23 protein-coding genes and 1 tRNA gene are annotated in these 19883 nt (G+C 52.6%); 5 read left to right on the forward strand and 19 right to left on the reverse strand.

Features of this window, described 5'->3' with window-relative positions; translation table 11 throughout:
• From JFC11_RS13340 to JFC11_RS13390, 11 genes are all read right to left on the reverse strand, one after another.
• Positions 1-1218, reverse strand: coding sequence for a phage major capsid protein (locus JFC11_RS13340; RefSeq protein ID WP_198349739.1), 1218 nt, complete (start codon positions 1216-1218; stop codon positions 1-3).
• Positions 1219-1633: 415 nt separating this feature from the next.
• Positions 1634-2035 (reverse strand): MarR family transcriptional regulator, encoded by a 402-nt coding sequence (locus tag JFC11_RS13345; RefSeq protein WP_198349740.1) that lies wholly within the window; start codon positions 2033-2035, stop codon positions 1634-1636.
• A 44-nt stretch (positions 2036-2079) separates the two neighbouring features.
• Positions 2080-2373 (reverse strand): helix-turn-helix domain-containing protein, encoded by a 294-nt coding sequence (locus tag JFC11_RS13350; protein WP_198349741.1) that lies wholly within the window; start codon positions 2371-2373, stop codon positions 2080-2082.
• A gap of 2 nt (positions 2374-2375) precedes the next feature.
• Positions 2376-2858: a hypothetical protein gene (locus JFC11_RS13355; protein WP_198349742.1), complete on the reverse strand. Its 483-nt coding sequence runs from the start codon at positions 2856-2858 to the stop codon at positions 2376-2378.
• Positions 2848-3141, reverse strand: coding sequence for a hypothetical protein (locus JFC11_RS13360; protein ID WP_198349743.1), 294 nt, complete (start codon positions 3139-3141; stop codon positions 2848-2850). Before JFC11_RS13360 ends, JFC11_RS13355 begins: the two co-directional genes overlap by 11 nt.
• The gene (locus JFC11_RS13365) at positions 3138-3347 is read right to left on the reverse strand and encodes a hypothetical protein (protein ID WP_189463097.1); all 210 of its coding nucleotides are present in this window, start codon (positions 3345-3347) and stop codon (positions 3138-3140) included. The genes JFC11_RS13360 and JFC11_RS13365 overlap by 4 nt, the downstream gene beginning before the upstream one ends.
• A 269-nt stretch (positions 3348-3616) precedes the next feature.
• Positions 3617-3823: a helix-turn-helix transcriptional regulator gene (locus tag JFC11_RS13370; protein WP_198349744.1), complete on the reverse strand. Its 207-nt coding sequence runs from the start codon at positions 3821-3823 to the stop codon at positions 3617-3619.
• A 100-nt stretch (positions 3824-3923) separates the two neighbouring features.
• On the reverse strand, positions 3924-4448 hold the full coding sequence (locus JFC11_RS13375; protein WP_198349745.1) for a hypothetical protein: 525 nt from the start codon (positions 4446-4448) through the stop codon (positions 3924-3926).
• Positions 4441-5673 carry a tyrosine-type recombinase/integrase gene (locus JFC11_RS13380; RefSeq protein WP_198349746.1) on the reverse strand — a complete coding sequence of 411 codons (1233 nt, stop codon included), beginning with the start codon at positions 5671-5673 and terminating at the stop codon, positions 4441-4443. Before JFC11_RS13380 ends, JFC11_RS13375 begins: the two co-directional genes overlap by 8 nt.
• Before the next feature lie 164 nt (positions 5674-5837).
• Positions 5838-5928 (reverse strand) — tRNA-Ser (locus tag JFC11_RS13385).
• 58 nt (positions 5929-5986) lie between these two features.
• Positions 5987-7693 (reverse strand): potassium/proton antiporter, encoded by a 1707-nt coding sequence (locus JFC11_RS13390; protein WP_038484061.1) that lies wholly within the window; start codon positions 7691-7693, stop codon positions 5987-5989.
• A gap of 147 nt (positions 7694-7840) precedes the next feature.
• Here JFC11_RS13390 and JFC11_RS13395 point away from each other — a divergent pair, with 147 nt between their 5' ends.
• Entirely contained in the window at positions 7841-9001 is a 1161-nt protein-coding gene (locus JFC11_RS13395) for an ABC transporter substrate-binding protein (protein ID WP_198349747.1), read from the forward strand.
• 26 nt (positions 9002-9027) lie between these two features.
• On the forward strand, positions 9028-10413 hold the full coding sequence (locus tag JFC11_RS13400) for a 3'-5' exonuclease family protein (protein WP_198349748.1): 1386 nt from the start codon (positions 9028-9030) through the stop codon (positions 10411-10413).
• Between the two features lie 29 nt (positions 10414-10442).
• Here JFC11_RS13400 and JFC11_RS13405 read toward each other — a convergent pair whose 3' ends face one another.
• From JFC11_RS13405 to JFC11_RS13415, 3 genes are all read right to left on the reverse strand, one after another.
• Positions 10443-11249: an alpha/beta fold hydrolase gene (locus tag JFC11_RS13405; RefSeq protein WP_198349749.1), complete on the reverse strand. Its 807-nt coding sequence runs from the start codon at positions 11247-11249 to the stop codon at positions 10443-10445.
• 47 nt (positions 11250-11296) lie between these two features.
• Entirely contained in the window at positions 11297-11971 is a 675-nt protein-coding gene (locus JFC11_RS13410; protein ID WP_038484049.1) for a 7-cyano-7-deazaguanine/7-aminomethyl-7-deazaguanine transporter, read from the reverse strand.
• Positions 11972-12130: 159 nt separating this feature from the next.
• A complete protein-coding gene (locus JFC11_RS13415; protein WP_198349750.1) occupies positions 12131-14047 on the reverse strand; it encodes a propionyl-CoA synthetase in 1917 nt (638 codons plus the stop codon).
• Between the two features lie 286 nt (positions 14048-14333).
• On the opposite strand from JFC11_RS13415, the gene JFC11_RS13420 reads away from it, so the two are divergent.
• Positions 14334-14654, forward strand: coding sequence for an ArsR/SmtB family transcription factor (locus JFC11_RS13420; protein WP_038484043.1), 321 nt, complete (start codon positions 14334-14336; stop codon positions 14652-14654).
• A gap of 31 nt (positions 14655-14685) precedes the next feature.
• Here the strand turns inward: JFC11_RS13420 and sohB are convergent, their stop codons facing one another.
• Positions 14686-15732, reverse strand: a complete 1047-nt coding sequence (gene sohB / locus JFC11_RS13425) for a protease SohB (RefSeq protein ID WP_038484041.1) — start codon at positions 15730-15732, stop codon at positions 14686-14688.
• 139 nt (positions 15733-15871) lie between these two features.
• Between sohB and JFC11_RS13430 the strand changes: the two genes are divergently transcribed.
• Complete coding sequence (locus tag JFC11_RS13430) at positions 15872-16183, forward strand: SCP2 sterol-binding domain-containing protein (protein ID WP_198349751.1); 312 nt, start codon at positions 15872-15874, stop codon at positions 16181-16183.
• Between the two features lie 23 nt (positions 16184-16206).
• On the opposite strand, the gene nudC is transcribed toward JFC11_RS13430, so the two are convergent.
• From nudC to JFC11_RS13450, 4 genes are read right to left on the reverse strand one after another with little or no spacing between them, the layout of a single operon-like run.
• The gene (gene nudC / locus JFC11_RS13435; protein ID WP_038484035.1) at positions 16207-16986 is read right to left on the reverse strand and encodes an NAD(+) diphosphatase; all 780 of its coding nucleotides are present in this window, start codon (positions 16984-16986) and stop codon (positions 16207-16209) included.
• Positions 16979-17731: a DNA polymerase III subunit epsilon gene (gene dnaQ, locus JFC11_RS13440; protein WP_120386980.1), complete on the reverse strand. Its 753-nt coding sequence runs from the start codon at positions 17729-17731 to the stop codon at positions 16979-16981. The genes nudC and dnaQ overlap by 8 nt, the downstream gene beginning before the upstream one ends.
• A complete protein-coding gene (rnhA, locus tag JFC11_RS13445; protein ID WP_038484029.1) occupies positions 17719-18198 on the reverse strand; it encodes a ribonuclease HI in 480 nt (159 codons plus the stop codon). The genes dnaQ and rnhA overlap by 13 nt, the downstream gene beginning before the upstream one ends.
• Positions 18191-18988: a methyltransferase domain-containing protein gene (locus JFC11_RS13450; RefSeq protein WP_198349752.1), complete on the reverse strand. Its 798-nt coding sequence runs from the start codon at positions 18986-18988 to the stop codon at positions 18191-18193. Before JFC11_RS13450 ends, rnhA begins: the two co-directional genes overlap by 8 nt.
• Before the next feature lie 112 nt (positions 18989-19100).
• Between JFC11_RS13450 and gloB the strand changes: the two genes are divergently transcribed.
• Positions 19101-19868 carry a hydroxyacylglutathione hydrolase gene (gene gloB, locus JFC11_RS13455; RefSeq protein ID WP_095602885.1) on the forward strand — a complete coding sequence of 256 codons (768 nt, stop codon included), beginning with the start codon at positions 19101-19103 and terminating at the stop codon, positions 19866-19868.
• The last annotated feature ends 15 nt before the right edge of the window (positions 19869-19883 follow it).

The raw sequence follows: 19883 nt of genomic DNA on the forward strand, positions 1-19883 counted from the left end.
TTATGCGCCTGGGGTTGCGACGACAAATCCTTGCGGATAGCGAAGCGCCACATCACAAGTGGCCATAGCGCGAACCTGAACACCGCCACGGCTATAAGCCGGTTCAGCGTAGGGGTTCACCAGGATGTCGATCTCTGACCAGATACCTAGCAGCACTTGCGAGAAGTCGCCAAACAGCAGCGTACTAGCGGGCATCTGATTAGTAGACCAGTAGGGCTTATCATCCATCATGCCGTTTTGCAGCAGGAAGCCAGAACCGGAACCGGCGACCTTCTCAGTGCTGCCAAGGGTGGTCTTCACGCCTGGGGCTGATAGCCAAGCCGCGCCTTCCAGGTTCTCAAGCTCTAACTTTTCAGATAGGCCAAGCACACCGGCCCACGTGGTGGGGATGTCGGCGGTTTGGATGCCAGCAGCACCGATAATGCCTTGCGGCTCACCGGCAGCACCGGAACCTTGCAAAATGGCGCGGTCAATTTGCTGGGCAATCAAGGCGGAAAGGTCGCCGCGCACCAGCATTTCGATGTCTGGGCTAGATTGCTGGATAAGCTGGCGGCTCATTTCGGTCTTGCCGCCTACGTGCTTAGGTGACAGCTTCACCTCGCCAAAGCTCATTTCGCCTTCTGGCACGGCTCCACCTTCTGTCACCCAACCGGTAGCAAGGCCGCTGCCGTGCTTCGGAATGCTCACATCACCCGATAAGCCAGACAGAATGCGGATACCAAGACGGCGAGCCAGCAAGCGGTTGCGCAGCGCGTCAATGTACTGGTCTTGGCGGTGGTCAATTGGGGTGATCTCGCCAGCGGTGCCGGTTGTATTGGCCCGTGTCTCTAGCGCAGCCATTGGCACGAATGCGCCTTGTGCCTTGCGACCACTGCGGCGCTCGGCCTCCTGGGCGTATTCAGCTTCTACACCGTCCAGGCTGCGGCCTTCCATCTGAGTGCGCATTACCTTCATCACGCTTACCTGACGCGCCAGCTTGTCGAAGTCTGCGCCAGCATCACCGGTTACGGGTGCGGCAACGCTGCGGCGTTCGGCTTCGGCTAGGTACTCGGCACGCTCTACCTGAGTGGCCAGGGCGCGCTCCTCTGCTTTGAGCGTCTCAAACTGCTTAGCTTCATCGGCTGACAGATCGCGGCCTTCATCGGCGGCTTTGTCGATCATGCCCTTCATTTGCGCAACTTTGGCGCTGCGCTGCTCACGTAGTGCTGACACTTTCATGGTCGTTACCTTGTCGGTTGGTCGTCTGGTAATGTCGCTATAACACCTAGCCCATAAATGCAATGTTATAACATAACTGCTTATATCACCATTACTGTGGTTGCTTACAAGGTGTGCGCTTATTACTCACGCCATGGCTTCTCTCTCTGCACCGCTCTCTGTGTTGTGTTCCCCGCCAAAAGCCCCCTAACGTGGTAACTCTAGAAGGGTGTTCAATTATTGAACCCGGTAAAAATCGAAATTACGGGGTAAGGGTTCAATTTTTAGCCCCTTATTTGGAGCAAAACGACCGCTATATGAATAAGGGTTCAATTTTTAGCCCTATAGGGTTCAATTTTTGAACGCGGTTAAAATCGAATAGCTGTTCAATAACCACGGCTAAAGCAAAAAAAATCCCACCGCGTGGTGGGATTCCTTAGCCTCTAGACAGCTTGCGCCTGGGAATAATGCTAGGCGGCATTTCCAGGTCTTTACCGGGGCAGTCGTCAATGGTCTGCCAAGTCAGGGCGAATAATGCGCAGCGCGCGCCCTCTCTGCCGTGCCGGTTCTCTCTGGTCTTAATGATCAACTCGCGGTCTTGCAGCTCACGCAACGCCTTGGCTAACGTCGCCTTGGCCATCCCTCCCCAGTCTTCCATCATTGAATGGGTGGCGGACAGATCGCCATTGTTGCGCCCGTTGTATTGGCTTCCCAGCACCATCAGAACCTTCAAGGCTGACGGTGAAAGCTCTCTAAAGTCGCGCTGTTCCATCAGCAGTTTGGGCAGTGCGAGAAAGCCGCCAGGTGTTGCCACGCTGTCGCGCTTTTTCCTGGGCATAGCGTCCTCCAGAAGCGGGCCTCAATGCGAGGCCCGCTGATTAATCACTGCGCTTCGATTAGGCGGTAACGCTTGATCGTTTTACAGCGAGCATTCTGGTTTGGGTTGGGCGCTTCTATCGTGTCGATCGGAAAGCCTTTCTTTTTCAGATCGCGCACCACGGCGCGGGCATCTGCCAGGGGTAGCAAGTGTTGCAACTCAAAGGCGCTGGCGGGGTGCTGGCGCAAAACCTCTAGCACCATGCCTTGCTGGGTGTTAGGATTGATCTTGCAAGACGGCTTCGAAAGATCGGCGCGGCTCCCCTCAGGGCCGCGCTTTTTATTGAACGGCGCGGCCATGGTTACTCCTCCCCTTCTACGACAAAAATTACTTTTTCCTTTTCTTCTTCAACTTCAACTTCTAGCTGTGAAATTGTCGCCTCAAGGCAGTTTGCCGCATCCATAAAGTATTCAGCTCGATATTTAGCAAGCTCGTGCCCAACGCAGGCTAGCCGCTCGGCATCCTGGGCTAAATCGAACGCATCCTTATCCAGCAAGGCCACAATAGCTTTGAGCAAAGACTCCAGCTTCAAAAGGTCTTCACCGGCAAGCGTCATTTGCTCTAGCTGTTGGGTGTAGTCGCTAATGGTGTTCTCTAGCTGGCGAGCATAATCGTTAGTGGTTGTACGGGTCATGGCGGCGGCACCTTTGTAAACTGAGTCTTCAATCATCTGGGCATACTGAACTAGCGCGGCGGGCCTTATGTCTTCTTCGCGGCGCTCGGATGTCTCGGCTTCTTCTCGCATCGTGCGGAGAATGCCGGTCAAGTAGAGTTCATTTAGCATCGGTGCCTCCTGCCGCTAAGCCGTCATCTATAAAGCTGGCAATGGCTTCACGGCCAGCGTTGGCGCTGGTTTCTTGCTCCCCGATGATGTCAACTAGCGAACTTGCGCGGTTAGCCAAGTGCTTTATAGCCGTGGTCATACAGCCACGATGAAGGCGGCTAAGGGCTGGCGCTTCGTCTTCGCTGCCTTCATGGCTTCCGCTTTGCTCCAGCATGTCGGCTAGGCCATATACAGCGCCCAAGATGTCCTCAAGGTCGTGTAGGTGCGTTTGGTTGGTGTTCACGCTTCACCCCCTACACTGCGCTTGGCAGTATTCAGGGCGCGGGCTTCTAGTTGCTCGGCTTTCGCTATGTGGTGGTTGTAACGCTTTAGGCGGGTGCTGGCGCTGCTATCGGCAAACAAGGCACTTTTGGCCATGGCACGATGGGCAGCGGCGCGGCTGGATAGGCTGCGGGTAATAAGATTAGATAGGCGGATGGATGCCGTCATTAGTGACACTCCTAGAGTTAAGGAGTCGCCACGATCCTTCCTACGGGATTGGGTGGCGACTGTACGCAGGGTAGGAAACCGGCACTCTAGGAAACCGGCCAAGCCGAAGCTTGCCCACGCACAGCCGCCATAACATTCAGCGGGCACAAAAAAAGCGCCTGCTAATATGGGGGCGCTATTGCGCCTAGAGGTAAACGGGTTCCTACGCCCGACTGACGATTTTGCGCCAGCAAGTGAAGCATAGCGGGAAGCGCTGGGAATAGTCAACATCACGCGGCCCCCTTTTCTTGGCGGGCGGCTTCAATGCGCTGTTCAATCCACTGCTCGACTTCGGATTCTACCCAAGCGACGGCGCGACCGTGCGGGTTAAGCTGAATAGGCCGTGGAAATTGGCCCCTTTCCATAAGCCGGTAAAGGGCGGAATCGCTTAGTGTGGTGCGCTTGCGAACTTCGGGGCGCTTAAGAAGTGTTGCCATGTTATCACCTTGGTTGCTCTTGGGATTACATGGCTAATGCTGGCTAAATAGCTCTTTTGGGTATAACTCACGACAAGCTCACCTTGAGGAGTAAATCTTTTTAATTTTCCTTATTGATGGCTTTTTTTAGCATTTTCTTTCTATAATTCAGAAGGTTATCTAAGGTGGCTAGCATCACATTCCCATCAACAGAATATACCATTTTCTCTTGACGGCGGTCTTTTACCTCTCTCTGCAGGGTAGATCGGCTCATATCATATTTTTTCGCTACAGCCTCATATGTTTCATTATCAAGCTTGCTGTTTTCGCCACCTTTCATCCTGACTTTTATCAACTCCTGAATAGCCATTTCTCTTTTGAATTTATCTGCGGTTCCAATTCTTGCCTGTATTAGACCAGCATGCTCTCCTAAATAACGATCACGACCACCAATAAAGCGCCTTGCCGCTTCTGCAAGCGCACGAACATCCTCAGCGCTTAACTGAGTGCCTTCGTCTTCTGCTAAGATCGCCTCCTCTAAGGCGAACAAAAGACGCCCTTTTTCCTCGCCATGTTGGCGAATAGAGCGCTTGCGGTCAGAACTTTTAATAAACTCTAGGGCCGTTTTTTCCCATTCTTTATCCATGACTAGCACCTTTGAATGGCACCACGTTTTGACTGCCTTCGCGTAGCGCGTCCAGGTAGTCGGCCCACGCCTGCAGCATTTCGCGGCGCTGCTCTAGGAAAGCCGTCCGGTTGTAGGCGCGCCCATTGGCGTCTCTTACTACGTGGGCCAATTGCTGCTCAATATGAGCGGGTGGGAAGTTTAAGCGCTCCTCTAGCACCGTGCGGGCCATGGCCCTAAAGCCGTGGGCAGTCATTCGGCCTTTATAGCCCATGCCAGCCATAGCGGCAGTAATAGCGTTCTCACTCATTGGGCGGTCACGGCTTCTAGCACCTGGGAACACATAACGGCTTCGTCCGGTTAGGTCGTGTAGATCGGTCAGCACCTCGATTGCTTGCGAAGCCAGCGGCACGATTAGCGGCGGGCCGTTTTTGCTCGGGGTGAACTTCCAGGTTGCTTCTTCCAGGTTGATCGCGTCCCATTCAGCGCGGCGAAGCTCGCCAGGGCGAACGAACACCAACGCGGACAACTTGAGCGCGGCCAGCGTTACCGGCTCGCCAGAATAAGCGTAAATGGCGCGCATCAGCTTGGCGATTTCATCAGGTTCAGTAATGGCGGGATGGTGCTTTATCTGCGGCGATTTAAGGGCACCTTTCAGATCGGCGGCGGGGTCACGGTCGGCGCGCTCTGTCGCTATGGCATAACGAAAAATCATACTCGCCAGGGTGCGCACTCGCTTAGCTGTCTCTAGCTTGCCTTGCTTCTCAATCTTACGCAGGCAATCAAGCAATTCTGGGGCCGTGATCTCAGAAAGCACACGGTTACCCAAAACCGGCAGCAAGTGAAGTTCTAGGCGGCGCTTGTCGTGCCGATAATGGTCGTGAACCACCTTATCTTTATGAACGGCTAGCCATTCGGTGGCCACTGCGTTCAGTGTATTGGCAGCCGCCACCTTGCTTGCACGTCGCTCGGCTTGCTTCGCTGCGCTCGGGTCAATCCCCTGAGCAAGCTGACGGCGGGCATCCTCTCGCTTTTCACGGGCCTGGGCTAGTGTGGTCTCTGGATAGATGCCAAGCGCCAGCCGCTTCTCTTTGCCGTTGAAGCGATATTTCAGCCGCCAGTAAGTGCCACCGCTGGGGGTGATCTCCAAATACATACCGCCACCATCGGACAGCTTATAGGCTTTTTCCTTCGGCTTGGCATTGCGCACAGCGGTAGCGGTCAGCTTGTTGGTGGCTCGGGTCATTGGGGGCACCTAAAAACGTAGTTTTGGCATATGCCCCCACATATGCCCCCTTAGATGGTGCGAAGTCAAGGGGTGTTCTGGGAATTACAGGCAACAAAAAAGCGCCCTAAGGCGCTTCGTTGCTGGGTTTCAGGTGCTTTATGGGAACATCTGAAACCATGTTGTGGCGGAGGGACAGGGATTCGAACCCTGGATAGGCTATTAACCTATGCCGGTTTTCAAGACCGGTGCATTCAACCGCTCTGCCATCCCTCCGGCTTATGGGTGCGTATAATAACAGCTTTCCCTTGGAAGTCAACGCCTTTCCGGTTAATTAGTAGAGCCTTAAGCCAACACGGGTAATGTTCCCGCCTTCCATTTCACTAACCACCCAGTGAATGCCATGCCAGTCGACATCGTCGCCGACTACTGGGTGGCCGCCGACGCGTAGCGAGATAAACTCCGCAAGCGTCATATCCTGCTCACCGGGGCTTAAGGTTAAACCATAGGCTTGGGCAATATCCTGCATTTGCGCTTCGCCATCCAAGGTAAAGGTACCAAAGAAGGCCCGCTCTTGTTTAAGCTTTGCATCGCCGTTGAATAGGCGATTGAGCGCGACTAGGTCTTCGGTGCGGCCAATGACACAAATGACATCATCAAGCTTAAGCCGCGTACTCCCTTTGGGGTGAAGCATAACGTGGTTGCGAAATAGCGCCGAAATCAATGCGCCCGAAGGGAAACGCAGCAGCCGGATAGGAACATCTTCTAAGTCTTCGTTTTCGACCACGTAAACAAACATCTCAAAATCATTATCCGGCATTATGCCCAGCGGCCCTCGGCGGTTCGGCGTGGTACCTACAGGCACTTCTACTTTCAGCCATCGCGCCATAAATGTTAGCGAACCGCCCTGAATAAGCAGCGACATCAGTACCACCGCAAACGCTACGTTAAAGTATAACGAGGCGTTTTCTACCCCGCCGATTAACGGGAAGATAGCCAATACAATAGGTACCGCGCCCCGCAAGCCAACCCAAGCAATAAAGAAGGTTTCTCGCCAGCGGAATTTGAAAAATGGCTTAATGGTGATCAACACCGCCAGGGGGCGTGCAACAAAAATCAGTGCTAGCGCAACTAGCCCTGCTGGCAATGCCACGTCCCAGAGCTGGCTTGGAGTGACGAGTAAGCCCAGCACCAGGAACAAACCAATTTGGCTCAGCCAAGCCAACCCGTCGTGTACCGGAAGAATAAAGTTAAGGTGGCGCCCAGGCTGATTACCAATCATCAACCCTGCTAAATAAATGGCCAGGAAGCCGCTGCCGCCTAGCACGCTGGTTAATCCAAACACGCTAAACCCAAGCGCCAGCGCTAGCATGGCATAAAGGCCCGGGGCTAGATCTAACCAACGCAGCAGCTTAGCGCTTAGCCAACCACCACCAATACCAACAACTAAACCAATCCCAAACTGGGAAATGAAGAACAGCAGTGTTTCGCCAATGCCGCCAATATCACCAACCAACAGCTCGACCAACATCAACGTGAGGAAAATGGCCATCGGGTCGTTGGTACCCGATTCAATTTCCAGCGTGGCCCCTACCCGCTCGTTGAGGTTAACCCCACGGCCGCTAAGCATCGAGAACACGGCTGCGGCATCGGTGGAGCCAACAATTGCCCCAACAAGCAATCCCTGTACTAGGGAAAGGTCAAACACCCACATGGAAATGACACCAACAATAGCGCTGGTGATAAAGACGCCAAAGGTGGCTAACGAGAGCGCAGGCCTAAAGCCGACACGGAACGTTTTTAATCGAGTGCGAAGGCCGCCATCCAGCAGAATCATTGCGAGCGCTAGATGGCCAATCGTGAACGCCATGGTGTAATCGTCAAACTCAACCCCTAGCAGGCCCTCTTCCCCCGCAAGCATGCCAAGTCCTAAGAAAATCAGTAGCAGCGGCACTCCCATCATTGAAGAAAGACGGCTCGCTAAAATGCTGAGCGCCATCAGGGAACCGCCTACTAAGAAGAACGTGTAAATTGCGTCCATGTCTCTCCGTCTCACCATCAATGCCGTTCTATTATTACATGCCACCGTACAATTTACTGAGCTTGTTAGGCTTGTCGCTTACAGGGGCTAGCCAGATCCTTCACCTCACAGCTAAACTCCGGCGTCATACCATCGGGAGTTAAGGTTATGTTGAACGCTTTTTGGCGTGTCGGTTCACTTGTATTCTTCACATTAAGCATTTTTTTATTATTTTCAATTTCAGCCACTTACGCAAATGAAGACAGCGAAACAGTTAGTAGCAGTGAGCCGCTTACGCTTGAGAGCGAGGTATCATTGCCCATTGGGCTATGGCCACCTACAGGCAATGACGCAGCAGAAGATGACCCGGAAGAAGCGCCCAGCATGGCGCTTGCACCACCACCGCCATTAGAGCCGCCTCCCTTAAAGCAGCTTCGTCTAATGCTAGACTGGTATGTCAGCCCTCAGCACGCAGCCTTAATTGTGGCGAAGCAGCGTGGCCTGTTTGCTGCCCATGGACTTGAACTTGAATTATTAACCCCCGCAGACCCATCTATCGCGATCAAACTGTTGACGGCGGGAGAAGTTGATCTGGCGTTAACGCGTCAGCCGTTGTTGCATTTACACGTTCACGATGGTGCCGCTATTACCCGTATTGGCACGCTGATTGAGACACCACTAAATGCTGTCATCGTGGCGGGAGACGTCCCTACAGGCGAAACTACCGATCAACTTGCAGGGTTGCACTATGGCTTTTCCACCCGCGAAGGGCGTGATGTGCTGGCAGATCAGCTGGTGCCTACCTCATTTCGCCAAATCGACGATTTCGCCCCGCCGGAAAGCGTCCACTTTGATGCTGCCAGTGCCCTGCGAGAAGGCCGAGTTGATGCAATCGCCGATGGCTTTTATCACACTCTGCCACAACAGCTGGCGTCAGATGGCATTATCACCCACACCGTACGTTACAACGACGTTGACGTGCCGCGTCATGACGGTTTGATACTACTGGCAAATAGCGACACAGTAACAAGACGATCAGCCACTTGGTCACGTGTCCTTATTGCTTTGGAAGAGGCGAGCAATTGGATTATCGAAAACCCGGAAGCAGCGTGGTCACTGCTGATTAGCAGCCATCCTGTACTGGATAATGCGATTAACGAAGCCGCCTGGGACGACCTATTACGCCGCATTGCCATTAGTCCGGCGGCTCTTGATGCCCGACGCTATGCATCATTCGAACACTATCTTGAGCAAGCAGGTATTATCGAAACAGCATTGCCGGTTGCCCGGCTAGCCGTCAATCCTCATACGTTGGCCGATGTACGCTGAAATAAGGTAGTAATGACGCAAGCACCATGAGTAACACACCACTGATATTTATTGATGTTGAGACGACAGGCACCCGTGCGACGCGTGACCGCATTACCGAAATTGCTGCCTTAAAGGTAGTCAATGATCACATAGTGGATCGCTGGGTCAGCCTGATTAATCCTGGCACCAGCGTGCCTTCTCACATTAGCCAGCTCACCGGCATTTATGATGAAATGCTGATTGATGCGCCCTCTTTTCAGACCATTGCGCACAGCTTGCGCGAATGGCTCGGTGAAGACTGCCTTGTAGCCCACAATGCACGCTTTGATGCCAGCTTTCTGCGCAACGAGTTCAAGCGTGCCGATATTACCTATCAGCCGCTACTCCGCTGCACACTGCGCATTTCCCGCCGCTTAATACCTGAACTGCCCAAGCACAATCTCCGCGCCTTATTGGCGCATTTCAACATTCCACAAGCCCGCCAGCATCGGGCAGAGGATGATGCCACTGCGCTTTGGAAGCTGTGGGAAACCTGGCAGCAGCAGTATGACGCTGGCAGTTGGCAAGCCGCTCTAGCCGATGAGCAGCGCCACCGAAGCCTGCCCGCACATTTACCCAGTGAGCAACTAACCGGGCTTCCTGCTTCTCCAGGGGTTTATTTGTTTTATGGTCACAACCGCCTTCCCTTGTACGTTGGCAAAAGCATTAATTTACGCAGCCGCGTGCTTGGCCATTTCCAGCGCGACCACCAGGACGACAAAGAAATGCGCCTTGCCCAGCAAATACAGCACATTGAGTGGGAAGAAACCGCTGGCGATTTAAGCGCCCAGCTAAGAGAGGCTCAACTAGTCAAAGAGCTGATGCCGATTATGAACCGACAGTTACGCCGTCAGGGGCATTTAAAAACGTGGTATTGGCCAACCGATCAACCTTGCCCAACGCTGGTCAGCGGCAAAGCCATCAGCCAGCCTCAGCCGGGAAAGCTCTTTGGGCTGTTTCGCAGTGCCAAAGAAGCTAAAGATGCGCTGCGTAATATTGCCGAAACACATCAGCTTTGCCCGCAAGTGCTCGGAATAGATAAGGGAACAGGACGGTGTTTTGCTAATCAGTTAGGCAAGTGTCGAGGCGCCTGCTGCGGGCAGGAGCCACTTGAAAGCCACACGCAGCGCGCCCAAGTAGCATTAGCAGCTTTTCAAGTAAAAACATGGCCCTGGCCGGGGCGAATTATTATTCGCGAGAAAAGCCGTAAAAATGGCCCAACTAGCCATCATGTGGTCGATCACTGGTGCTATTTAGGCAGCGCCACGACCAAACAGCGTGCCTTGGGGCTAAAGGGAGTCGCTGCCAAATTTGATGTGGATACCTATCGCATCCTAAACCGTTTTTTACGCGAACCAGAGCGGCACAACCTGACGGTTCTGCCGCTCTAGCTCTACGCTACTTAGCGTTGCCTGCAGGGCTACGCGTTGGCGGCCATAAATGTATCAACGGCTTGCTGGAATGCTTCTGGCTGATCGGCGTGAAGCCAATGCCCGGCGTTTTTAAGTGTTACTACTCTTGCGCGTGGCAGTACTTCGCGTAGCGCTGGTAGCATGTCATCTGCGACGTAGTGCGAATCAGCGCCTTTAAGCACCAGTGTCGGCCCTTCGAAAGCGCGGTCACCATCAGGTTTGCCGATAATCGCTTCATAACCACGTTGAATTTCATCCAACCCAACGCGCACCTCCATCTCACCCTGCTCATTGCGCACTAAATTGGTGGCAAGAAATAGCCGAGTTGGACGGGAGTCAACATGCTCGGCCAATAAGGCATCGGCTTCACGGCGGTTAGTGGGTTTACCCGCTTTTACCCGTTCGAGTGCAGCAAATACATCGTCGTGGCCATGCTGATAAGCTACCGGGGCGATATCTGCCACCATCAGTGACGCACAGCGTTCAGGGTTCATACGCGCCAGCGTAATAGCCACCTTCCCGCCCATGGAGTGACCCAATACATGTGCGCGTTCGATCCCAAGCTTATCGAGCGCCGCCAACACATCTTGGCTCATAGCGGTATAGCTCATACCTTCTGCATGAGGTGAACGGCCGTGGTTACGAAGATCCACAGCAATGACCCGCCTACTGCGCTGCCAAACCTTTAAATGCGAACGCCAGTTATCGGCGCTACCCAACAAACCGTGGATCACCACAAGAGGTAGTTGATCGTCGCTACCTGATTCGTCGGGCAAATCGATCACATAAAGATCAACACGGGAATCATCAGTCATGCGGGCTCCTCAGTCGTTACGCTTGGATTTATGCTTGGTCGTTAAGCCTAGCCGTTTGCGGTTTGGGGGGATGCGTCAGTTTGCCCTGTCCACACGACTAGCCGACGCGTTAGCCACGCTAACAACAGGCCATATAAAGGCAGGAAGAATAATAGACTAATGCCTAGCTTAATGGCGTAGTCGACCACGGCTATTTCTACCCAATGTTCGGCCATAAAAGGGTCTGGGCTGTTATAAAATGCGGTCGCAAAGAAAGCAAACGTATCCGCTAGATTGCCCAATACGGTAGAGCAAACAGGAGCTACCCACCACGCCCACTGACGAAGACGATCAAACACTTGAACATCGAGCAACTGGCCTAGCACGTAAGCAAGGAAACTAGCCAACGCGATACGGGCAACAAATAAATTCCATTCACCCAAGGCTTCGATACCGGCAAAGCTTCCCCGTGGAAAAATTACCGAAACAACGTAGGAAATCACCAGCGCCGGAAACATGACCCGCAGTATGATTGAGCGAGCAGGCCCTTTCCCGAACAAACGAACCGTTAAGTCCGTTGCAAGAAAGATAAAGGGGAAACTGAACGCGCCCCAGGTGGTATGAAAACCAAACAGGGTAAATGGCAATTGAACCAAGTAGTTACTGGCGGCAATGATACCAATATGAAACGCGACCATTACCAGAAGGCAACGGCGGTGCTGGGTGTCGGTTAATGCAAACATGCAGGTTGGCCTTTTTTTGCAAGTCCGAGGGGTTAGGGAACCCTCATTTAAGCGCGGTTAACGCCACTGGGGCGCGCATTATACGCCTTCCGTTAGGTAATTAAAGTCGCCCACCTGCCGGGGCGACTCTATTCATCACGCTATTAGCAACGTTTTAACCTAAACGTCTAGCGACTTAGCTTGACCCGACGCGCCGACAGAACGCTCGCACATCGCCGCATGCACATCTTCTAAGCTAGTCGGATCATCAATGGTTGAGGGAATGCCGAACGACTTACCGTCGGCAATATTACGCAGCAACTTGCGCAAGATTTTACCCGAGCGGGTTTTAGGCAATCGATTGACGACCAACACCTGCTTAAAGCAAGCAATCGGCCCAATGTGCTCGCGCACTCGACTAATCAGCTCTGCTTCAAGCGTTGCTTCATCGCCATCAAAACCATCTTTAGTGATCACTAGCCCGATGGGTAGTTGGCCCTTTAGCTCGTCGTGAATACCAATCACGGCACACTCAGCCACCGCAGGGTGCGCACCGACGATTTCTTCCATTTCGCCGGTAGAAAGACGATGTCCGGCAACGTTGATCACGTCATCGGTTCTACCCATGATGAATAAGTATCCCTCTTCATCGAAGTAGCCACCATCGCCAGTCAGGTAATAACCCGGGTAGGCTGCCATGTAGGCACTATGAAAACGTTGGGGATCACGCCAGATACCGATAAGGCAGCCAGGTGGAAGTGGTTGCTTAATGACCACGCTGCCCTGCTGCATTGGGTCTGTTTGCTCACCGTCACGATCCAAAATTTGCACGTTAAATCCAGGCACCGGGAAGGTTGCCGAGCCTGCTTTGGTGGGCGCAGATTCAATGCCCGGCAAGTTTGCTGCGATAGGCCAGCCGGTTTCAGTTTGCCACCAATGATCGATTACCGGTACATCCAGCAGGTCATCAAGCCAATGAAACGTCGGAGGGTCTAAACGCTCACCGGCTACATATAAGTGTTCAAGGCTGCTGATATCATAATTAGCTAGCAGCTTGGCATCAGGATCTTCTTTTTTGATGGCGCGGAAGGCTGTCGGCGCAGTGAAAAAGCTTTTAACCTTGTACTCGTCAATTAACCGCCAAAAGCCGCCTGCATCAGGTGTTTTAACGGGTTTCCCCTCATACACTATTGTGGTACATCCTCTTAGCAGCGGCGCATACACAATATAAGAGTGTCCTACTACCCACCCTACATCCGACGCCGTGAACATCACATCGCCAGGGTTCAGGGCATAGATTGCTTCCATCGAATAGGCTAACGCTACCGCATACCCGCCTGTATCTCGCATAACCCCCTTGGGCTTACCTGTCGTGCCAGAGGTATAAAGAACATAGAGTGGATCGGTCGCTTTTACGGGAACACAATCAGCAAACGGTGCATCCGCTACCAATGTTTGCCAGTCATGGTCGCCTTCGTGAAGTTCTGCACGGTGGGCTTCACGTTGAAAAACGACGCAGGCATCCGGCTTGAAACTGCTGAGTGAAATGGCCTGATCAACAATAGGTTTGTAAGGAAGCACTTTATCTACTTCTATGCCACAGGAAGCAGCAATCACTACTTTTGGCTCAGCATCTTCGATGCGCACCGCCAGTTCGTGGGGTGCAAAGCCACCAAATACCACCGAGTGAACCGCCCCTAATCGAGCGCAGGCATACATTGCGATAAGCGCTTCTGGCACCATCGGCATGTAAATAACCACTCGATCCCCTTTCGTCACACCAAGGCGAGCAAGTCCTCCGGCAAACTGCGCGACACGATCACGCAACGCTTGATAGGTAATGGCTTGCTTTGTTTGGGTAACGGGAGAATCCCATAGAATAGCAGGCTGGTCACCCCTGCCTTGCTCAACGTGATAATCGATCGCCGCGTAGCAAATATTCAGTTCGCCATCGTCAAACCAGCGAGCATGTTGATGATCGTCATAGCTAAGAATTGTGGAAGGAAATTTGAACCAAGGCAGTCGCTTGGCCTGCTCAGCCCAGAATGTTTCGGGGTTTTCGACAGATTGCTGATAAGTTTGCTGATAGAGGCTCATGATGGGCTTGCCTTTATTGTGTCAATGAAAGCGATCGATTGTTGACACTTTATAAAGAAAATAGCCGCCACACCCTCATACTATGGGATAAATCGCGACTAAAGCGCTACACGCCCAACATTATTGTCGACAAAACACTACTTCACTACCATTGATAGATCGTTAAACCAGTGTTTGGACAAACACCGCTAAATTACTGATCATTCAACAACTGATCCTCGCGACGCGACGATGCCTAAATAACCTATAACAACGCTGTCACAACAGTGTAGGCAAGGAGATCCTCATGTCTGCTTCTACTAGCGCCGCTGCCCGTTTGCTTGAACATGATTGCCACGCCATTGAGGCGGGCACTAATCTACTTAAAGCATTGGCAAACGAAAAACGTCTCCAAATACTCTGCCTTCTGGCAGAAAAAGAGCTCTCAGTCACTCAAATCAACCAGCAATTGGAGCTGAGCCAGTCCGCGTTAAGCCAACACTTGGCAATTTTGCGTCGCGATCAACTGGTCGACACTCGCCGCGAATCGCAAACCATTTACTACTCACTAAGTAGTGAAAGCGCCAAGGCGATTATTGACACCCTGGCGCACCACTACGCCACCTAACTGAAAAGCAGCTATTAACAGTAGCTATCGACTATCGACGTTGCCAACCAGCCGCATCGATTAAACCAAGCCCTTTAACAATGGCTTGCTCGACGCCCGCCGACACAGCCAAGCCTACCTTACGGCTGAGGGTTTTCGGCGGTTCAAGCTTCACGCTGTACACCTGAGCCTGCGCCATACGCTCTACCAAATACGCCTCACTGGTACCAATGCTGTCGGTCAGTTTCTGTTCTAACGCTTCACTGCCGTACCAAATTTCACCCGTCGCTAGTGCATCAATGTCCATGTCAGGACGATGCTGAGAGACATACTCTTTAAACAACCGATGGGTATTTTCTAAATCATCAATAAACTTCTCACGACCCTCTTCGGTATTTTCCCCCAGCACGGTCAAGGTTCGTTTGTATTTGCCCGCCGTCAGCAGTTCGACATCAATATCATTGCGCTTTAGCAAGCGATGAATATTAGGCACCTGAGCCACAACGCCAATAGAGCCAATCACCGCAAACGGCGCAGCTTTAATATGGTTGGCCGTACACGCCATCATATAGCCGCCGCTGGCGGCCACTTTGTCGATACATACCGTCGTGGTTAAACCTGCTGCTTGAAGACGGTCAAGCTGCGCTGCCGCTAAGCCATAGGCATGTACGAGCCCGCCCGCCGACTCTAACCGCACGACAACTTCATCCTCGGCTGCGGCAACATCAATAATCGCGGAAACTTCTTGAGCAAACTGCTCAGTTTGCGAAGCCTTGAGATCACCATGAAAGTCCAACACCCATACCTTCTGAGCGCTCTGAGCCTCTCCTTTACCTTGCTTGGCGGCCTTGTGTTTTGCTTTCTCTTCTTGGCGAAACGCTTTTACCAGTTTTTTCCGTGCACCTTGTTCTGTCGTGGTAACGCGCAGCCTGCGGCCACGAGAGCGCCGCTGGTCATTAAGCGACTCTACGCTTAGCTTAAGGCTATTATCCCCACTCTCCTTATTACGCAACACTAACGCCAGCACGATGCCCACCATCGCCATCAGCAAGGTGGCTTGAATCAAAAACGTGCCCATCTCTACCATCCAGTCACTCATGCCTTCTCTCCTACTCGACAATCCAGCTTGATTAAAACACTTGTTTAAAATAACCTCGTTGATAGCGTCGTGAGAAACTAACTCACCTAACGCCTTACATCTGCTTGGTTAACGACCAAATAACTTTTGGGAATTTATAATGTCATCGAACACGTTAGATAAACTTCAGTCGCGCTTTAACCCAGAAGCTGCCAAAGGAATGGATGAGGTATTTCAATTTCATTTCTCTGACGCGGGCAGCCATTACATGGTTATCCAAGATGGAACTCTGAACGCACACGAAGGCGAGCACGACGATCCTTCTGTAAGCCTAAGCATGAGTTCAGATACGCTTAAAGGCATCATGAGCGGCGACATCAACGGCATGACGGCTTTTATGACGGGTAAGCTGAAAGCTACCGGCAATGTCATGCTGGCCACTAAGCTGACCAGCCTGTTTCCCAGTAAATAACGCCCGTTCTCGCCCGCGAGCATTCAACGCCAGCGGGCGAGATGCGCTTCGATAAGTTCACGTGAAATTGAGTACGGTGGTGGCAATGAAGGTAACTGCCTTGGCGAAAACCAAGCGGCATCACTAATCTCCACACCATCGATATGAATGCGCCGCGTCGTCGCTTCTGCAAAAAAACCAAACATTAGTGAGTGCGGAAATGGCCACGCTTGGCTTTGGTGATAACGAAGATTTTCTACATGTACGCCTACCTCTTCGTATATCTCACGATGTACCGCTTCTTCAGCAGACTCCCCAGGCTCAATGAAGCCCGCAAGTGTTGAGTAACGTCCAGGAGGGAATCTTGGGCTTCGTGCTAACAGCATCGCCTCCCCACTGGTGACTAGCGTGATAATGCAGGGTGAAATGCGCGGATAGTTACGATGCCCACAGGCATGACAGTGCATCGCAAACTCAGCTTCCAACTTGGTTGCCTTCTCACCGCAACGCCCACAAAAACGATGGTTCTCTAACCAAGCACCGACCTGAAGCGCCGTCGATAACAGGCTGAACCAGGAAGCAGTCAACTCCCCTAGCCACTGCCGTCCATCTATCCAGTCCTCACCCGGCTTACTTTCCACTAACAGCGCCACCGGCTCATCGTGCCAGTAGCACAGCGGCTGCATCCGCTCGTCCCACGGTTGAGTCGGCTGTAACGGCGTCAACTCACCACCTTCAGCCAACGGTGCTGGCGCTAGATGACTACGGGACACGCGGATAACACGACCTTCTCGCGCATAATGGGGAATTTCTCGTCTAAGCATCGGCACTATTACCTTCAGACCAACCACCCTCGAACCAACGTAATTGATGCGCCTGACATTTAGCTTGGTGAGCGGCGCGCTCTTCCTCACTAGGCCGGACGACCCTTAACTGCCCTGGCGTCAACGCTAAACGCTGCACCGACAGCCCTTCATTGGCTTGATTATTTTGCTGCTCACCTGACGATGCTTCTGAATCAAGCGTCAGCGCCGTTTGCCCGCCGGTCATCGCCAAATAGACGTCGGCTAGGATCTCGGCATCAAGCAATGCGCCGTGCAACACACGATGACCGTTATCAATGTCGTAACGCTTGCATAACGCATCGAGACTATTACGCTGGCCTGGGTGCATCTGACGAGCCATCACCAACGTATCAAGAATGCGGCAATGTTCACTAACAGGACCTAACGCGGGGGACCGTCGCCGCTGGTTTAACATGGTCAGCTCGTGATCAATAAACCCCACATCGAAGGGGGCGTTATGAATCACCAGCTCGGCTCCTGCTATAAATGCCCAGAAGTCATCGGCTATTTCGGCAAACACCGGTTCATTCGCCACCTTGGCGTCATCAATACCGTGAACCGCCACGACTTCAGCATCAATATGCCGTTCAGGATTTATATACTGATGATAGGAGCGCCCTGTAAACCGCCGGTTAATCATTTCAACGGCACCAATTTCCACTAATCGGTGACCATCTTTTGGGTCAATGCCGGTTGTTTCCGTATCCAAGATCACTTGGCGCATGCTGCTCTCCTGTTATGCTCATCAATGGCTTCGTTAGCCAACGCATCGGCGCGCTCATTACCGGGGTGCCCGCTATGCCCTTTTACCCAGTGCCACTCGACACGATGCCGCTGTGTCTCCTCGTGAAGGGTCTTCCAAAGCTCAGCGTTTTTAACCGGTTGCTTGGCCGCTGTCTTCCAGCCTCGCTTAATCCAATTGTGAATCCATTGAGTAATTCCTTGGCGCACATACTGGGAATCGGTCCAGAGAGCCACTTCACACGGCTTGTTTAGCGTTCTCAACGCCATAATGGCCGCCATTAATTCCATTCGGTTGTTAGTGGTATCTGCTTCGAAGCCTTTTAACGTCTTTTCATGCTGCCCGCTTGACAGCACTACACCCCAGCCGCCTGGGCCCGGATTTCCTCGACAGGCCCCATCGGTATACACCGTAACGCGAGGCAACCCATCGGTTGCTTGCTTACTCACTTTCACTATCCTTTTCTAGACGACGTTGACCCGAGTGGTATCGCGCAGAAACACCGGTTCGCGTAGCTCCCAGAGAAGTGGGAGTGATCGGTGCACGCAACCCGAATTTAAGACGCTCTACCGGCGCATGGCGTTGTCGCCGCTGCGCTTGAATCATGTAACTTTCACCCAATGGTAAATTATGCCTGCGTCCCAACGCTTCCCAGCGCTCTCCACAGGTGGTGCTCATCGGCCCCCGAAAACAGCAGTAGTCTACGCGTTCTACGTCAAAATCGACAAACGCCAGCCAATCGCGCAAACGGCTAGCCGTACGCCACTGCCCGCTCCAAGGGAAATTCCCTTGCTGCTTACGCCAACGCTGCGTTAACCCGTTCAATCCTAGCGGATTGAAACCAAACAGAACTAGCACACCGCTATCGGAAGTTACCCGGGCAGCCTCTTGTAACGTGTGATGGGCATCTGGCAAATGCTCTAGCCAGTGATGAATAATCACCACCTCTAAACTGCGGTCTGGTAAGGCAAGGTGATCAGGCGGACAGACTAACGTGGACGAAGCCTCCGCCGTTGCTCTCGTCGGTGACCAGCGAATGACATGAGGAATAGCCGACATCGTCATCAACGTCGGCCCCATACTCATCTCTAAACTGTGGCCACCTTTGCGTCCTTCAACCAGCGGCCCCAAACACGCTCGCTGCGTTTCCCATAGCGAACGGCCAGCCTCTGTTTGCCAGTACGCTTGGCTTTCCGCCATCTGCTGGGCGAGCCGAGTTGCCGTTGACGAAGTTGACATGAACAACGCTTCCCTCCACAGTAAATGCTTTTTAACGTTTTGAACGCCAGCGTTAGCGCATTCGAAAGCGTCTAATTGAGCGTCTATTTTTTTGAACTAAAGGATCTCGCCCATGATGAGCGTGACACCGATTCCCGCACTTAGCGATAACTACATTTGGCTATTAAGACAGGATACCAGTCAAAGCGTTTGCGTGGTGGATCCCGGTGAAGCAGCACCTGTCATCGAGTTTCTTGAGCGTGAATCCTTAACGCTTGATACGATTTTAATCACTCATCACCATCATGATCATACGGGTGGCCTTACAGAGTTGATTAAACGCTTCTCGCCCCGGGTTATTGGCCCCTCCAATCCTACTATTGAAGGTATTAAGGAACAGGTAGGGCATGGCGATGAAGTACGTATTATGGGGCGTCTTTTTGAAGTCATGGCCACGCCAGGGCATACGTTAGATCACGTGAGTTACTTCACTCCAGGAATTCCTGCGCTACTTTTCTGCGGCGACACCCTGTTTTGTGGTGGATGTGGCCGCTTGTTTGAAGGGTCGCCAGAGCAAATGTTTGCATCTCTTCAAACCTTAGCGGAACTCCCAGAGGATACGCTGGTCTTTGCAGCGCATGAATATACGCAAGCGAATCTAACATTTGCTCGTGCTGCAGATCCTGATAACGAAGACGTTAAATACGCACTGCAGGAGTGTGAGAAGGCTCGGGCATTAGACCGACCTACCTTACCCAGCACGATAGGACGCGAGCTGAAGATCAACCCCTATTTGCGCGTGAGCACCGATAGTGTGCGTCAAGCAGTAGGTACACATGGGGTCAATGATGATGATCTCGCCACGTTCACCACTTTACGCGAGTGGAAGAACCGTTTTTAAGAACGCTATCGAGTA

Source organism: Vreelandella alkaliphila (assembly GCF_016107625.1).
Lineage (GTDB): Bacteria > Pseudomonadota > Gammaproteobacteria > Pseudomonadales > Halomonadaceae > Vreelandella > Vreelandella alkaliphila.

What these genes read in the sequence shown, in the direction of transcription:
- JFC11_RS13420 (WP_038484043.1), top strand. Translation starts at nt 14,334, where the DNA reads ATGTCTGCTTCTACTAGCGCCGCTGCCCGTTTGCTTGAACATGATTGC.
- JFC11_RS13355 (WP_198349742.1), bottom strand. Translation starts at nt 2,858, where the DNA reads ATGCTAAATGAACTCTACTTGACCGGCATTCTCCGCACGATGCGAGAA.
- JFC11_RS13375 (WP_198349745.1), bottom strand. Translation starts at nt 4,448, where the DNA reads ATGGATAAAGAATGGGAAAAAACGGCCCTAGAGTTTATTAAAAGTTCT.
- JFC11_RS13365 (WP_189463097.1), bottom strand. Translation starts at nt 3,347, where the DNA reads ATGACGGCATCCATCCGCCTATCTAATCTTATTACCCGCAGCCTATCC.
- JFC11_RS13450 (WP_198349752.1), bottom strand. Translation starts at nt 18,988, where the DNA reads ATGTCAACTTCGTCAACGGCAACTCGGCTCGCCCAGCAGATGGCGGAA.
- JFC11_RS13390 (WP_038484061.1), bottom strand. Translation starts at nt 7,693, where the DNA reads ATGGACGCAATTTACACGTTCTTCTTAGTAGGCGGTTCCCTGATGGCG.
- JFC11_RS13430 (WP_198349751.1), top strand. Translation starts at nt 15,872, where the DNA reads ATGTCATCGAACACGTTAGATAAACTTCAGTCGCGCTTTAACCCAGAA.
- JFC11_RS13380 (WP_198349746.1), bottom strand. Translation starts at nt 5,673, where the DNA reads ATGACCCGAGCCACCAACAAGCTGACCGCTACCGCTGTGCGCAATGCC.
- JFC11_RS13395 (WP_198349747.1), top strand. Translation starts at nt 7,841, where the DNA reads ATGTTGAACGCTTTTTGGCGTGTCGGTTCACTTGTATTCTTCACATTA.
- JFC11_RS13370 (WP_198349744.1), bottom strand. Translation starts at nt 3,823, where the DNA reads ATGGCAACACTTCTTAAGCGCCCCGAAGTTCGCAAGCGCACCACACTA.
- JFC11_RS13400 (WP_198349748.1), top strand. Translation starts at nt 9,028, where the DNA reads ATGAGTAACACACCACTGATATTTATTGATGTTGAGACGACAGGCACC.
- JFC11_RS13415 (WP_198349750.1), bottom strand. Translation starts at nt 14,047, where the DNA reads ATGAGCCTCTATCAGCAAACTTATCAGCAATCTGTCGAAAACCCCGAA.
- JFC11_RS13340 (WP_198349739.1), bottom strand. Translation starts at nt 1,218, where the DNA reads ATGAAAGTGTCAGCACTACGTGAGCAGCGCAGCGCCAAAGTTGCGCAA.
- dnaQ (WP_120386980.1), bottom strand. Translation starts at nt 17,731, where the DNA reads ATGCGCCAAGTGATCTTGGATACGGAAACAACCGGCATTGACCCAAAA.
- JFC11_RS13405 (WP_198349749.1), bottom strand. Translation starts at nt 11,249, where the DNA reads ATGACTGATGATTCCCGTGTTGATCTTTATGTGATCGATTTGCCCGAC.
- sohB (WP_038484041.1), bottom strand. Translation starts at nt 15,732, where the DNA reads ATGAGTGACTGGATGGTAGAGATGGGCACGTTTTTGATTCAAGCCACC.
- JFC11_RS13410 (WP_038484049.1), bottom strand. Translation starts at nt 11,971, where the DNA reads ATGTTTGCATTAACCGACACCCAGCACCGCCGTTGCCTTCTGGTAATG.
- JFC11_RS13345 (WP_198349740.1), bottom strand. Translation starts at nt 2,035, where the DNA reads ATGCCCAGGAAAAAGCGCGACAGCGTGGCAACACCTGGCGGCTTTCTC.
- gloB (WP_095602885.1), top strand. Translation starts at nt 19,101, where the DNA reads ATGATGAGCGTGACACCGATTCCCGCACTTAGCGATAACTACATTTGG.
- nudC (WP_038484035.1), bottom strand. Translation starts at nt 16,986, where the DNA reads ATGCTTAGACGAGAAATTCCCCATTATGCGCGAGAAGGTCGTGTTATC.
- JFC11_RS13350 (WP_198349741.1), bottom strand. Translation starts at nt 2,373, where the DNA reads ATGGCCGCGCCGTTCAATAAAAAGCGCGGCCCTGAGGGGAGCCGCGCC.